The following is a 14,343-nucleotide window of genomic DNA, read 5'->3' on the forward strand; positions in this document are numbered from 1 at the left end:
AATTGAAGATATTACCTTTTTTTCTTTTTACAAGCTTCGCTGCAATATTGTACTTCGTCCCAACTTCGGCTCCATTTTTTTCGCCAGGTAAACGGACGGTTGCAGGTTTTGCATATTTTGGCAGGCAGGTTCTGTTTTTTTATTTGGTTCACTTCAAAATTTTTCTGAATGTAAGGTTGATTCTCGGAGAATTAACTTTTAATGATTTTGGCAACGCATGTAACCAATTCTGTTGAATTGGACCTTTCATTTCGAGCAGGGATCCGTTTTCAAGCAAAACAGAAACCGTTTCTTTAGCGTATTTTTGTTTAAAGGAAAATTTCCTTTCGGCGCCCAAGCTCAACGACGCGATAGAACTACCGGGCGCGATCTCTTTTTCGTTATCGCTATGCCAGCCCATGCCTTCGTTTCCGTTATGGTATAAGTTCAATAAACAGGCATTATAGGTTGTTTCGGTATGCTCTTCAATTTTTTTCCTGATGTCCAATAAAAGGGTCGGCATAGCCAATCCTTTTTTGGTTTTTTGCGAATAGGTGTAGGCAATTTCGTCATCGGCGTAAAAGGCTACCTTTCTGGCGGTTGTTATCAGTTTACCAAACATGATAATTTCTTCATTTTGCCATTCGATAGTTTTTAGCAAATCATCAAAATACTGTTTTGCCAATCCTTCTTCAAATATCGCCCCGTAGTACACAGCCTGACCATTAGTATTTATTATCGTTTTGGGTTGGTAAAACATGCCCTAAACTTAGGGAAAGGCAGCCGGATGCAAATTTATTTAATGTAAATTTTTGATTTGTTGAGGCAATGGTCATGGTTCATCTACATTAAGCTGCATCTAACTATTTGTTAATTATACACCATAAAAGCGTTTTACGTCATTTAACAACAGTTTAGCTTATTATTGTTTATATTGCGATGGGTTATCATACAAAACCATACACTATTTATATCCTGCCTAAACCAATTATTTGTCATGACTGCACCATCGCCATTAGCTATTGCCGACCCGCTACCTTCCTTTGCCGTTATTATCAATGGGAAACCGATAAACGATGCGTACCGGGTACTATCGTTAAACATCGCGCATAGCGTAAACTCAATTTCGGAGGCGGCAATCGTGTTCGCCGACGGCGACCCTTCATCAGGCACTTTTCCTTTAAGCGACAGTTCGGATTTTATACCCGGCAATATCATCGAAATAAAGGCGGGCTATGGTGGCGAGCCGGGTGTTTCCATATTTACAGGCTACATTGTAAAAAGCGCGTTGGAGATAAATACTAATTCGGGCCCCAGCTTAACTGTTACCTGTAAGCATAAAGCGGTGCAAATGACTTTTAATCGAAAGGATAGCGTATTTTCCAATACGTTGGATAGTGATATCATCAAAAAAATAATTAACGGCTATGGCCTGTCGTGCATAGTAACAGATACAACTTTTAAACACGAAGCCGTTTTTCAAAAACAGGCGACTGATTGGGATTTTATCCTGTCAAGGGCCGACCTGTTGGGGTACATTGTTACCTTTAAGGGGGACGCTGTTAACGTAGGTGCGCCCAAAACAGATGCCAATGCTGTTTTACGGGTAGCATACAGTGAATCAATATTGGCATTTAGCGCAGAACTTAGTGCCGAAGCGCAAGCTACAAGTATTACAGCATCGGGTTGGGATATTAAAAACCAGGCATTGTTAACCGCCAACGCCACCGAACCAAGTATAAATAAACAAGGTAATATATCCGCCAAAAACTTGTCGGGCGCATTGAACCAAACTTCCCGGGAACTGTTATCGGGCACGCCCACCGCGAAGGATGAATTGAAAACCTGGGCTGACGGTAATTTATTGAAAATGCGGATGAGCGCGCTGAAAGGCGAAGTGAGTTTTATAGGCAATGGCAGTGTTTGGCCCGGCTCCATTATCGAATTGGATGGTGTGGGCGCACGCTTCAACGGCAATGCTTTTGTTGCCTCGGTAAGCCACGAAATTAAAGATGGCAACTGGACAACAACAGTTAAATTTGGGCTCGAAAATACGATTACGGCCAATAAACCAGATTTTGCCTACCCGGAAGCAGCAGGGATATTGCCCCCGATACATGGTTTGCAAATAGCCACGGTGAAACAACTTTTTGGCGATGAGGCCGGCCAGTACAGGATATTGGTGAGCATTGTTTCGAATGCCGGTAATGGAAGCGAAATTTGGGCGAGGTTATCTAATTTTTACGCCACATCGGGGGCAGGGGCGGGTTTTGTTCCCGAAGTTGGCGACGAGGTTGTGGTTGGATTTCTTGAAAATAATCCCGGATATCCCGTGATCATTGGTTCGTTGTATAGCACTGCTCATAAGCCGATTACCGAGGCCACCAGTAACAACAATGATATTAAATCTATTGTAACCAAAAGTCAGCTGAAGATATCGTTTGATGACGCTAAGAAAATTATGCTTTTACAAACCCCCGGGGGTAATAGCTTTATGCTGAATGATGACGCAAAATCGGTCGAAATTGCGGACCAAAACGGAAATTCCATAAAGATGACCTCGTCGGGTATAAACATCATCAGCGCAAAGGATATTACATTGAAGGCGACCGGCAACATAAACCTGGATGCAACCGGAGGGGTAAGTTTAAAGGCTGTGCAAGAGGTTGCGATTTCGGGAATGAATGTAAGCAACACCGCTCAAATGGCCTTTACGGCTAAAGGCAACGCCTCCGCCGAGCTATCTTCATCGGGGCAAACCACCGTGAAAGGTGGAATGGTAATGATCAACTAAGTAAATTGAATAATATGGGAATGATGGCCGCTAGATTAACAGATATGCATACTTGCCCGATGGTTACACCGGGTGTACCACCAATACCACATGTCGGCGGACCGATAATAGGCCCGGGTGCTCCAACCGTGCTGATAGGTAAAATGCCTGCGGCCGTATTAGGGGATAGTCTGGTGTGTGTAGGCCCGCCCGATACGATTGTTAAAGGGTCGGCAACGGTTATGATTTGTGGCAAACCCGCCGCCCGTATGGGTGATGCGACCGCGCATGGTGGCACTATTGTAATGGGTTGCCCAACGGTAATGATAGGTGGTTAAATCCAGGACTCTGCTGATATTGGTTGATGAGGACAAGGAGACGCCCGCTCAACGCCAGCGTTCTGCAAAAGCAGCAAACTCATCGCGGTACTGGTCGGATACGGGGAACATGGATTTGTCCATGTATACTGCGTTTTTTGTAACCGCAGTTACTTTGTCCAGCGAAACAATGGTGGATTTATGTATGCGCATAAATTTATCCTTTGGCAGTTTTTCTTCCAGCGCTTTCAGTGTTATGAGCGAAAGGATGGTCCTGTCGGGGTTCACCAAATGTATCTTGGCGTAATCCTTCAGGCCTTCTATAAAGCTGATATCGGCGCAGGCAATCTTTACCGTTTGAAACTCCACCTTCAGGTAAATGTATTCTTCTTCTTTGGCAGCGGGTTCGGCAGGTACCTGGGGCGCTTTTCGCGATGCCATGTTCAATGCTTTGTTGGCCCCTCTTAAAAAGTCCTGGTAGCCAAAAGGTTTTAACAGGTAATCTATCACATCCAGCTTATAGCCTTCCAAAGCAAATTGGTCGAACGCGGTGGTGAAAATAATGGATGGCGTATGCCCCATATTTCTCCCTGAAAGGATGCGTGCCAGGTCGATACCGCTTAAGTCGGGCATTTGTATGTCCGAAAAAATAAGGTCTACCTCGTTTTCGCTGATAAAGCGTAAACTTTCGATGGCGTTCGAAAAACTGCCCTCCAGTTTTAAAAAAGGGGTTTGCCCGATAAACCTGCACAACAAGTCGAGTGCAGGTGGTTCATCGTCGATGGCGATACAGGTCAATATCATAATACCAGTTTTAATTTAACCTCGTATTCGGTTTCGTTAATCATCCCGGCGGTCAGCGTATACTTGCCGGGGTACAGCAGATCGAGCCTGCGGGTGGTGTTGTTAATGCCGATGCCATTGCTCTCATCCTCACTTGCACGTCTGCTCTCGTAAACGGTGTTCTTCACGATAAGTTCGACTTCGCCGACGCTTTGGATGATCCAAATGCTGATATAACCCTCATCAATGCCGCTTATGCCATGTTTAAAGGCATTTTCTACGAAAGGTAAAAACAACATAGGCGCAATCATTACATCACCAGATGTTTCCTGTACTTGTAATAATACCTTGGTTTTGCTGCTTATCCGCAGCTTCATCAATTCGGTATACTCGCTGATAAAAGCAATTTCTTTGCTCAGCGGTGTTTGCAACCCTGCGGCATCATACAACACATACCGCATCATTTTCGAAAGGTTGGTTATGGCGGCACGGGCGATATCACCGTCGGATAGTGTATATGAATAAATCGTATTCAACGTATTGAAAAAGAAGTGCGGGTTGATTTGCGCCTTCAATAAAGTCAGTTCGGTAGCTATTTTTTCCTGTTCCAATTGTTGGCGAAGGCTGACTTCCTGCTGCCATTTTTGGATAAAGCTGATGGTAATACCCAGGCCTATCATCAACAGGTTCATCCCGGGTACAAAGTTATCAAAATGGCTGCGGCGATCGGGATGCCCGCCCGGGCCACCCGGACCACCATGCGGCGGGCGGGGATGGTTAAATACAAATGGCGTTAAGTTAAATGTGGAGTTGATAAAGCTGTTTAAAAGCGTAACGCTCACCAATAACGCTATCACCACCGCAATATAGATAATTACCTTACGACGGATCAACAGCCGAGGTATAAGCACATAATAATTGAAATAGAAAACAGCCATTAAAATAATGAGCAGGTCGGTTTGCCTGATCCAGAAGCCATTGGTAACGGTAATGTCGAGTCCGGTAGGGTGCGTGTACAGTACACCAACCGCCAGGATGAGCCAGCAGAAAAAGTGTACCAAAATAAATATGTTGTTCTTGTTCAGGATCTTCATTTTCTTGTTTTTCCGTCAATGATAAAGATACAAAATCGATTGTAAAGTACTGATCGTCCAAAACCCATTCCCTGTCGACCATTTACCGCTTTTAACCGATGAGGGGAAAAATACTCTTCATTAAAGTGTTTTTTTTGTGATTTATGGCCACTAGTCGATTACTTTTTAGTAATGGTCTATCGTGTTTTTCGGCGCCGCAAATACACCTTTTCTTTGAGCCGTATTAATTTTTAAGCAACTCAAAATACAAAGGTCATGTTCAGGAAACTCTTATTTATCGCAATCCTTTTTATAGGGCACAGCAGCTTCGCGCAGCAAACTTATACCGTTAACGGTATGGTTAAAGATACCACCAACCAAACTGTACCCGGAGCTACAGTTACTATTTTGGCCGGAAAAGACAGCTTGTCCATGAGCACCGGTATCGACGGCATCTTTATTTTTAAAAGTATGCAGCAGTCTGTTTTTAGCATCAAGATATCGGCTATCGGTTATGCATCTTACCACAAAACATTTGTTGGCGCTAATAAGGCCGGGGCATTTTCGTTAGGTGTCATCACATTAAAAAACGAGGTAAGGCAACTCGATGCGGTAAACGTTGTTGGTATTATATCGGTAAAACTGAAAGAAGATACGATAGAGTTTAATGCAGCTGCCTATAAAGTGCAGGATGGTGCCCCGGTTGAAGATATGCTGAAAAAACTGCCCGGTGTAGATGTGGATAAAGATGGCAACGTAACAGCTATGGGCAAAAGCATCACCAAAGTGCGTGTAAACGGAAAAGACTTTTTTGGCGGAGACCTGAAAACAGCCACCCAGAACCTGCCCGCCAATATTGTACAAAACCTGCAGATAATTGACGACTATGGCGACCAGGCTAACATTACCGGCGTTAAAACAGGCGACCCTGAAAAAATACTGAACATTACCATCAGGCCGGATAAGAACTACGGTTATTTTGGACAGCTTAATTTGGGCGATGGTGCCGACCAGCAAACTTCATTAGTCGGTAAAAACGAAGATGACAGGTATCTCGGTTCGGGCAGCTTGTTTAAATTTAATGGCGACCAGCAAATAGCAGGCCTGGCCAACCTGAACAACACCAATGCCAACCTGTTTACATTTGGCGGCGGCGGCCCGCGTGGTGGTGGCCCGGGCGGCGGTGGCGGCAGCAGTTCGTCAAGCAGTAACGGTATTACTACCACCAAGTCGGCGGGGTTAAACTATCGCGACCAGTGGGGCAAAAAAATATCAGTATATGGCAGCTATAGTTTTTCGGACAATAGCGTGAACACCATCAGCTCTACCATACAAAACAATACATCTTTAACATCGCCGAGCACCAATAATTACAGCAGCAACCAGGTTGATGAAAAGATAAACCATCGTTTTAATTTGAACATCGAGTACAAAATTGATACCCTGAACTACCTGAAAGTTACACCAACCATCACTTACGCCGGGATAAATACGCTACAATCGCAAAACAGCGTGCTTAATCAAAACGGTGCGCTTGTGAGCGATTATAACCTAAACTCGACACTGAACTCATCGGCGCCAAATTTTGGTACCAATATTTTATACAACCATAAGTTTATAACGAAGGGCCGCAATTTGAGCATCAATGTAAGCGCAGGCTCAACCGCCTTAACCCAGACTCAGAACCCGGTTTACAATTATCTTGCAGGTGCGGCTAATGCACCCGCGAACCAATTGATCAGCACCAATGTGAAACTGGATAGCGTCGGCGCTAACCTGTCGTACCTGGAACCATTGGGCAAACGCTCGTTTATGGAACTGAATTATGCTTATCATGATGCACATACTACTTCGAACAAAGAAAATGATACTTTGGCCACTACAGGCAACCGCAACGAATACAGCCTGTTGAGCAACGATTACGCTTTCGACTTTATTACCAACCGAGTAGGCTTGAACTACCGTTTTATCGAACAGAAATATAACTATACACTGGGCCTTGCCGCGCAACCGGCTTTATTAAGTGGTTACTCGCAACTGACAGGAGTGAATACCCGCGTTACCACGTTTAACTTTGCGCCAACTGCACGCTTTGTGTACAATGTATCGCGTAGCCAGGCATTCAACTTTAATTATAGTGGTTCGAGCAACCAGCCCACCTATAGCGAATTGCAGCCTGTAACCGATTTTTCGAACAGCTTATATCCCATACAAGGTAACCCCGATTTGAAGCCTGAGTTTAACAACAGCATTTCGGTACGTTACAATAAGTTCGATTTCCAGACAGGCAACATACTTTTCGCAGGCTTGCAGTTTACCCAAACTGACGATAAGATAGTGGCCAATACTATATCATACCCGCAAACATATACACCTAACAGTAAGTTGGCAGGTACAATACTTACCCAATACCAAAACGCGGGTGGTTTTTATATGGCATCGGGTAACTATACCTACTCCAAACCATGGCAGGAACGTAAATACACGCTGACTTTTAATGGTAACATCAGCTACAGCAATAATATTTCGTACATCAGCAATGTAGCGCCTACAACTTATGCCTTAACCAGCGAAGAGAACTTTGCCAAGAGTATTAATGTTACGCAGGGTCTTAAATTCCGCACCAGCATACAGAATGTTATTGATGCCGAAGCCAGCGGCAGCTACGGCGTTACCAGTACCGACAACTCGCTGACGCAAAACAACCTGAACAATAAGTTCCGCACCATGAACCTGGGCCTGAACGGCAAAAATTATTTTGATAAGACCTGGACCCTGAGCTATGATTATACAAAAACTATATACTACGGCTATACCGGTGCTACCAACCCCAATATATTAAATGCTTATGTGGAGAAGAAGTTTTTGAAACAGAATGTAGGCGCATTACGCTTATCGGCCTTCGATATTTTTAACCAGAACACGGGCTTTACCACAACGCAAAACGGAAGCTATATCAGCCAGACACAGAGCAACCGTTTGGGCAGGTATTTCCTGCTGACATTCACGCTGCGCCTTCAAAACTTTGCCGGCGGCACACGCCCGGGTCCACCTGATGGCGGTCCGCGCGATGGTGGCCCTCGTGGTGGCTTTGGCGGCCCCGGTGGTCCAAGCGGCGAGTAATTGTTTCACCGTTTCCTAATTAATAGAAATATAGATGAACCTTAAAAGCCCTACGAAAGTAATTAATGGTCATCATCTTCCAGCAAAACCCGGCCGCGCTGAAAGCTGTAGATGAGGTAAAAAAGTGCAGGCAGGATAAACAAGCTGCCGGCCAGTAAGGCTATGCCCAAAGTGAGCATGGTTTTATCGCTGCCGCCGCCATCCATGAGCGACAGATAGCCTCCGTTTTTTAGGGTTACGATGTTGGGATAGTGTTTCCAGGTGGTGGTAATAAAAATCATGGTTACCTGGAAGCCGGCTAGCAGGCGGATGATTTTGCGTTTGCCTTTGCCGATGAGGTACCACAATATCACGAGGGAAATAGTAGCGGCGGTTACGGCTGTGATGCCTACGGCATTCCCGAAAACCCAATCGGCGAGAGGGATATGCTCGGACAGGGCAGCCACAAAAACATTGGCGCCAAATATTACCGCGGCAATATTCATGGCTTTAGCTTTGTTTATAAAGCTACGCCTGCGCTCGTCTTCTTCGGCTTCGCCGATCAAAAATATCGCCGCAAGGAAACCACAAAGCGCGATGGTGAATAACCCGATGGATACCGAAAACCAGTTTAGCCAGGAGTAAACGTAGGCCGACATAAAATCGTGCGCGCCGGTATCAATACGGCCCGAAACTGTGCTGCCCGCGATGATGCCCAAAAACAGGGGCGTAATAAAGCTGGAGTAGATGAATATACGGTTATATAGCCGCTGCATATCATCGTGCACGGCGTCGTAATTACGGAAAGCGAAGGCCGTTCCGCGGGCGATGATGCCCATCAGCATGATGAGGAGCGGGATATGCAGGTAGGTGGATACCGTGGTGTAGATGACAGGGAAACCCACAAACAAGATCACGATGGCGATGATGAGCCACATGTGGTTGGCCTCCCAAATGGGGCCTATGGCATGGTACATAATTTTGCGGTTGCGCGCACGGTTAGCACGCGAAGAAAACAGTTCGAGGATGCCCGCGCCAAAATCGGCACCGCCCATGACCAGGTACAGCAGCAGCGCGAGCCATAAGAAACCGATGATGACGTAAATCATGATTTGGAATATTGAATATCGATAGCCTGGTTGTATATTTTGGGCACCATTTTTATCTGGCGGTAAAGCATAAAAACAACGATGCAGCTTAGCGACAGGTAAACCGCTGTAAACAACGAAAAAGAATAGGTGATGCCGGGCATGGGCGTAACGGCATCGGCGGTGCGCATAATGCCTTGTATGATCCAGGGTTGGCGGCCGGTTTCGGTAACCGTCCAGCCGGCCTCCACGGCAATGAAGCCGATGGGTGTTGCCCAGGCAAACAGTTTTAAAAACCAGTTGGCATCAAACCAGCTACGTTTTTTGAACAGGGCGATAAAGTAGAGCAACCCCAAAGCCATCATCAACATGCCCAGCCCAACCATAGTTTGGAAGGCATAATGGGTGATGGGTACGGGTGGCTGGTCCTTCTCGGGAATTTGGTCGAGGCCTTTTACCGGGTGTTTAAAATCATCGTACACCATAAAACTGAGCAGGCCGGGTATTTCGATATCGTAGTTTACTTTTTTGGCCTTCATATCAGGCACACCGCCAATAATGAGCGGCGACCAGGGTTCTGTTTTAAAATGGGCCTCCATTGCGGCCAGTTTAGCAGGCTGGCGTTGGGCTACGTCGCGGGCGGACAGGTCGCCGCTGAAAGGCTGCAAAATACTCGCGGTAACGCCAAATACCGCCGCGATACGGAAGGCTTTTTTATGAAAAGCAACACTTTGCTTGCGTACGATCATGAGGGCATGTACGCCTGCGACGGCAAGCCCCGTGGCTGCGAAGGCCGCTATGGACATGTGCAAGGCTTGCTCAAACCAGGCCGCGTTAAACATGGCTTTGATAGGGTCGATGTTAAGGTATTGCTTGTTAATATAGTCGAACCCTGATGGGCTGTTCATCCAACTGTTGGCGGCTACCACCAGGATACCCGATATGATACCGCTGATGCCTACCACTACGCCCGTTAGCCAGTGGAACCAAGGGTTAAACTTATCCCATCCGTAAAGAAAAAAGCCTAATGCGATGGCCTCGATAAAGAAAGCGGTGCCTTCCAATGAAAACGGCATGCCGAAGATGGGGCCGGCGTGTTTCATAAATTCGGGCCAAAGGAGGCCGAGTTCGAAGGATAATACCGTCCCGGAAACGGCACCTGTGGCGAAAAAGATGGCTACGCCTTTGCTCCACGCTTTGGTGATGTTTTTGTAGACCGGGTCTTTTGTTTTGAGCCAGAGCAAATGTGATATGGCCATAAAAAAAGGCATTACCATACCGATACACGAAAATATGATATGAAAGCCTAACGATAAGGCCATTTGCGAGCGGGCGGCAACGAGGTTATCCATAGGCGTTTTGTTGACCTTGTAAAGTTCTGCTATTTTAAAAGAAGTAGTAGAGTTAATAGTTATTTTTATTGAATATAAATTGCAGAAAATGTTGGAGATCAATCAATAATTTTTAAAGCTTATTTTTCTCCAAACCATTTTTTCCCTTAGTGGTTATGCTTTTATGGACACTAACCGATTATCAGCAACACTCGAAAAGGCTTTAAACGCCCAGATGACCAACGAGGCGCATAATGCGCAAATATACCTCGCTTATGCCTCTTGGGCCAGCGAAAAGGGATATGATGGCATCGCTAACTTTTTGTTTCGCCACGCGAACGAGGAGCGCACCCACATGATGAAATTTTTGGAGTACATTTTAAAACGTGGCGGTAAGGTCACCGTCACGGCCATACCCGGCCCGGGCGATAACCCCAAAAGCGTTAACGACTGCTTTGAAAAGGTGTATACATCCGAAGTGGAGAATACCCGCCGCATTTACGCCCTTGTTGATGCCAGCATGGCCGAAAAAGATTGGGCCACTTATAATTTTATGCAATGGTTTGTTAACGAACAAATTGAAGAGGAAACTTTGGCCATGGACCTGCTTTCGAAAATCAAGGTTGCCGGTGGCGCAGATGCCAAAGATACCGCCTTATACGCGTTGGATGCCGATTTGGGCAAAAAACCCGATGACGCGCAATTAGCGCAGGATGCTACGGTGGAAAATCCGTGATTGAGAATCAAGAGTCGAGAATCAAGAATCAAGAAAAATGGGGATATCTGTAGCCCATGCTATCATTTGCACATACGCACATTTGCCCATCTGCTCATTGAAAACCCTACATCGTCACCTTCACCTTGATTTGCCCGGTTGACAGGGTGCGGATGATGAGCTTGTCGGTAGTGGGGAAGATGGATTGGATGTCGAGGTCCTGTATGCTCACGTCGGAACGCACGCCGTTGCCCATATCGCGGCTCATTTGGCTTTGAATTTTGGCTTTGCTGTCGGCTATAAACGGGGTAAAGTTATAGGTTGCTTTTTGGCGTATGGCCTCGGTTATTTTATTGCTGAACATCCAATTGGCGGCTTTTAGTATCCAGGCCTTGGTTTGCAGGTCGAACGTCAGGTCGGGGAAAGACAGTTCGTGCGTGGCGGTATTATAAACCGGGGTGCCCACCAGGTATATGGTGCCGTTATTCGTGCCGCTAAAATCGACCTGAATGGCTACTTGTTTGCCGGTACCGGTTACTTTGATATTGTCCACAATGAACACCCTACCTGCTACGTTGGTAGTTTGCCCTTTGGCTTGTTGGTTTACCATATTGGTGAGGTGGTCGTAATTCTCAACTAAATCCAGGTAAATATTGAAACCGCTGGCGGGGGTATATGTGCTCAAGTTGGGCAGTGGGGTAGCGGTTTGCGGTGTGCTAACGGTAGTTACCACAGGTTTTGCCGAAAGGCCAACGGAAAAATTGAGTACCGAACCGCTGAGGTTAAAATTGCTCAACCGTACCGATTGCGGGTTGATGTACAAAAAGCCCACATCGCCCATTTTCGTTTCGCTATCCAAATTTTGCCATAACTGGGCTATCATCGGCTTTACATTGTATGCCGCTACTTTGGCATCAACCTGTTTTCCAAGGTCGTTAAGTTGTGGGGTAATGTATTGGATGAGCTTGTCGGTAACGTCGATGTTCCCGAAGAATACGTTGCAGCGGTCGATAGGTTTTGGTGCCGGGTAGAGTACGGTTTTGGACTTGAGGTGGAAATCGGGCGTAACGCTGATGGTAGACTGATAGGAAATTTCCATGCGGCGCGGCGGCTCGTTGCCCCAACCGCACTGAGCAGACAATACAGGAACGATGCATTGTGGCCCCGAGCCTAAAAGACCCGAACATTTAGCGCAATACGATGCCACGAAACCATAATTACCGGTAAACTTAAGGTTTACAACGTTATTGCTGCCGGTAATAACAAAGGGGCTTCGGGTAAAGGTGTAGGTATATCTTAAACCTTCGCAAGGTTGCTGGTTATCGCCAAATTTATTGGGGACTGAGTTTTCGGCCTGTAAGAAGTACTTGTTGAGGTCGACACTAACAGGCATTTCGATGTTGGAAAGCGGTTGTACAAGTTTAGGGATATCAACTGCTGTATTTGCAGGCGCCAACGGTTTCACGGTTGCACAGCTGTAAAACAGCAACGGTAATATAAAGAGCGCTAAAAAGGGCTTGCGGGTCGATTTCATATTTAAATATTGAGTCCGTAAAAATAATAAAGCTTTCGGGTTTTTAGTTTCAATTTTTAGGTTTTGGTGAAAATACTGCGACTACTGAGGGTTAAAGTATTTTGATAATAAACAGAAGGGTTTGTGACCGAAGTCATTTTTGATAGGCTAAATTTTTGGCAATTTTATAGAACATCTTCTTCAAATTCTCGCGAAAATGAAAACTATCCTTGTTATAAACGATGATTCATTTGAAGCCGAGCACGCCGCAAAATTCGCGCTGGTAATTGCACAAAAAGTGCAGGCCGACATTTTGCTGGCCAACCGCCAAAGCGAAACCCGCAAGATTATTGAAAAGGTAGTTGCAGGCAACGCGCAAAAGAATACGGGTATTGAAAAGGGCCCGCACATACTGCACGAACACCTGTCGCTGCTTAACGACCTTTCGGTGGGGTATTTGCCATCGATAAAAGAGGTTGATATTACCGACCTTAATGAAACCGATTTGGCTGAGGTAATCAACCGTAATCAGATATGGCTGGTAGTTAAGGGGATGGCCGATATATTGCCCGAAGAACTGCAAAAAAAACAGGTTAATATTGATACTGTGTTGAAAAGAGTTTTGTGCCCTGTTCTGTTGATTCCGTATGCATGGTCGATAAGGAACATCGAACGATTGGTTTATATTGCCGATTTACGCTACTGCCGCATGCATATTGTAAAATATCTGGTAGAGTTTGCCAAACTGTGGCCGGCCGATTTGTCCATCGCGCATTTATCGGCGAAAGGCCTCCCTAATATGGAGGAAAGTTATGCTCAGGGTATTTTTAGTCAGGAGATATGTAACAATGTGGACTACGACCGTATGTTTTTCAACAACATAAAAGAGCGTAATATGGCCACCGCGGTTGACGTGATGATTAACGGAATGCACAATGATATATTGGCGCTGATAAACCACCGTTTTCATTTCGAGGAGATTATTGGTAATTACATTACTGAAAGATTGCCCTCCGCTATTACCATTCCATTGCTTATCTTTCCTTCGTAGCAAATAACTTGTGAAATTTAATCCTGCCAAAATTATTGATGATGACAATCAAATATGTATCTGACGGGCGTCATGCATTTTTGCAGTAATTGTGGCGAACTTTACTTGATAAACTAATCTTTTTCAATCATGTCAACATTAGTAAAGTCAAATGGGACTTCGTCATTAAAGTCGATGATGGAGGATTTTTGGAACGCCGACAAATTTTTTAACAAGCCGTTTTTTAATCCCGAAAAACTACCGGCGGTAAATGTGCGCGAAACAAAAAATCGTTATGAATTGGAACTTGCTGTACCTGGCTTTAAAAAAGATGATTTTAAAGTAACCACAGAGAATGGATTTTTGACCATTTCGGCAGAAATTAAAGAAGAAAAAAATGAGGAAAAGGAAAACTTTACCCGCAAAGAATTTTCGTACTCATCGTTCAGCCGTACTTTTAATTTGCCCGAAGATGTGGTGGAAGACGACGTGAATGCAAGCTACCACAATGGTATACTTTCAGTCGAACTAAAAAAATCGGGCAAGCAGCTTACCTCCAAAAAAGAGGTAAAAATAAGTTAGCTTTTATACAGTTTCGTTTTCCAATAAATAACAATCAAAAGCAGGGCGCGCGTAATA

General features: G+C 45.2%; 13 protein-coding genes. 6 read left to right on the plus strand and 7 right to left on the minus strand.

Annotation, left to right across the window (positions count from 1 at the left end):
* Positions 1–11 precede the first annotated feature (11 nt).
* Together QZX97_RS08405 and QZX97_RS08410 are read right to left on the minus strand one after the other, a co-directional pair.
* Positions 12–152 (minus strand): DUF2256 domain-containing protein, encoded by a 141-nt coding sequence (locus QZX97_RS08405; protein ID WP_295651617.1) that lies wholly within the window; start codon positions 150–152, stop codon positions 12–14.
* On the minus strand, positions 149–739 hold the full coding sequence (locus QZX97_RS08410; RefSeq protein ID WP_295651618.1) for an alpha-ketoglutarate-dependent dioxygenase AlkB: 591 nt from the start codon (positions 737–739) through the stop codon (positions 149–151). Before QZX97_RS08410 ends, QZX97_RS08405 begins: the two co-directional genes overlap by 4 nt.
* Positions 740–976: 237 nt before the next feature.
* Here QZX97_RS08410 and vgrG point away from each other — a divergent pair, with 237 nt between their 5' ends.
* The gene (gene vgrG, locus QZX97_RS08415) at positions 977–2,773 is read left to right on the plus strand and encodes a type VI secretion system tip protein VgrG (protein WP_295651620.1); all 1,797 of its coding nucleotides are present in this window, start codon (positions 977–979) and stop codon (positions 2,771–2,773) included.
* A 20-nt stretch (positions 2,774–2,793) separates the two neighbouring features.
* Positions 2,794–3,090, plus strand: coding sequence for a PAAR domain-containing protein (locus QZX97_RS08420; protein ID WP_295664569.1), 297 nt, complete (start codon positions 2,794–2,796; stop codon positions 3,088–3,090).
* Between the two features lie 48 nt (positions 3,091–3,138).
* On the opposite strand, the gene QZX97_RS08425 is transcribed toward QZX97_RS08420, so the two are convergent.
* Both QZX97_RS08425 and QZX97_RS08430 read right to left on the minus strand, forming a co-directional pair.
* Positions 3,139–3,873: a LytTR family DNA-binding domain-containing protein gene (locus tag QZX97_RS08425; RefSeq protein WP_295651624.1), complete on the minus strand. Its 735-nt coding sequence runs from the start codon at positions 3,871–3,873 to the stop codon at positions 3,139–3,141.
* Positions 3,870–4,946 (minus strand): histidine kinase, encoded by a 1,077-nt coding sequence (locus QZX97_RS08430; RefSeq protein ID WP_295651626.1) that lies wholly within the window; start codon positions 4,944–4,946, stop codon positions 3,870–3,872. The genes QZX97_RS08425 and QZX97_RS08430 overlap by 4 nt, the downstream gene beginning before the upstream one ends.
* Before the next feature lie 255 nt (positions 4,947–5,201).
* On the opposite strand from QZX97_RS08430, the gene QZX97_RS08435 reads away from it, so the two are divergent.
* Positions 5,202–8,048, plus strand: a complete 2,847-nt coding sequence (locus QZX97_RS08435; protein ID WP_295664570.1) for a TonB-dependent receptor — start codon at positions 5,202–5,204, stop codon at positions 8,046–8,048.
* A gap of 62 nt (positions 8,049–8,110) precedes the next feature.
* Here QZX97_RS08435 and QZX97_RS08440 read toward each other — a convergent pair whose 3' ends face one another.
* The gene (locus tag QZX97_RS08440) at positions 8,111–9,136 is read right to left on the minus strand and encodes a cytochrome d ubiquinol oxidase subunit II (protein WP_295648784.1); all 1,026 of its coding nucleotides are present in this window, start codon (positions 9,134–9,136) and stop codon (positions 8,111–8,113) included.
* Complete coding sequence (locus QZX97_RS08445) at positions 9,133–10,467, minus strand: cytochrome ubiquinol oxidase subunit I (protein ID WP_295648786.1); 1,335 nt, start codon at positions 10,465–10,467, stop codon at positions 9,133–9,135. Before QZX97_RS08445 ends, QZX97_RS08440 begins: the two co-directional genes overlap by 4 nt.
* Positions 10,468–10,630: 163 nt before the next feature.
* Between QZX97_RS08445 and QZX97_RS08450 the strand changes: the two genes are divergently transcribed.
* Positions 10,631–11,182: a ferritin gene (locus tag QZX97_RS08450; protein ID WP_295648789.1), complete on the plus strand. Its 552-nt coding sequence runs from the start codon at positions 10,631–10,633 to the stop codon at positions 11,180–11,182.
* A gap of 106 nt (positions 11,183–11,288) precedes the next feature.
* Here the strand turns inward: QZX97_RS08450 and QZX97_RS08455 are convergent, their stop codons facing one another.
* Positions 11,289–12,695, minus strand: coding sequence for a DUF4403 family protein (locus QZX97_RS08455; RefSeq protein WP_295648792.1), 1,407 nt, complete (start codon positions 12,693–12,695; stop codon positions 11,289–11,291).
* A gap of 196 nt (positions 12,696–12,891) precedes the next feature.
* On the opposite strand from QZX97_RS08455, the gene QZX97_RS08460 reads away from it, so the two are divergent.
* Together QZX97_RS08460 and QZX97_RS08465 are read left to right on the plus strand one after the other, a co-directional pair.
* Entirely contained in the window at positions 12,892–13,725 is an 834-nt protein-coding gene (locus QZX97_RS08460; RefSeq protein ID WP_295648793.1) for a hypothetical protein, read from the plus strand.
* Between the two features lie 129 nt (positions 13,726–13,854).
* Positions 13,855–14,286, plus strand: coding sequence for an Hsp20/alpha crystallin family protein (locus tag QZX97_RS08465; protein WP_295648795.1), 432 nt, complete (start codon positions 13,855–13,857; stop codon positions 14,284–14,286).
* Positions 14,287–14,343 lie beyond the last annotated feature (57 nt).

Origin of the sequence: uncultured Mucilaginibacter sp. (genome assembly GCF_903893715.1) — a bacterium.
In the GTDB taxonomy this organism is placed as follows: domain Bacteria; phylum Bacteroidota; class Bacteroidia; order Sphingobacteriales; family Sphingobacteriaceae; genus Mucilaginibacter.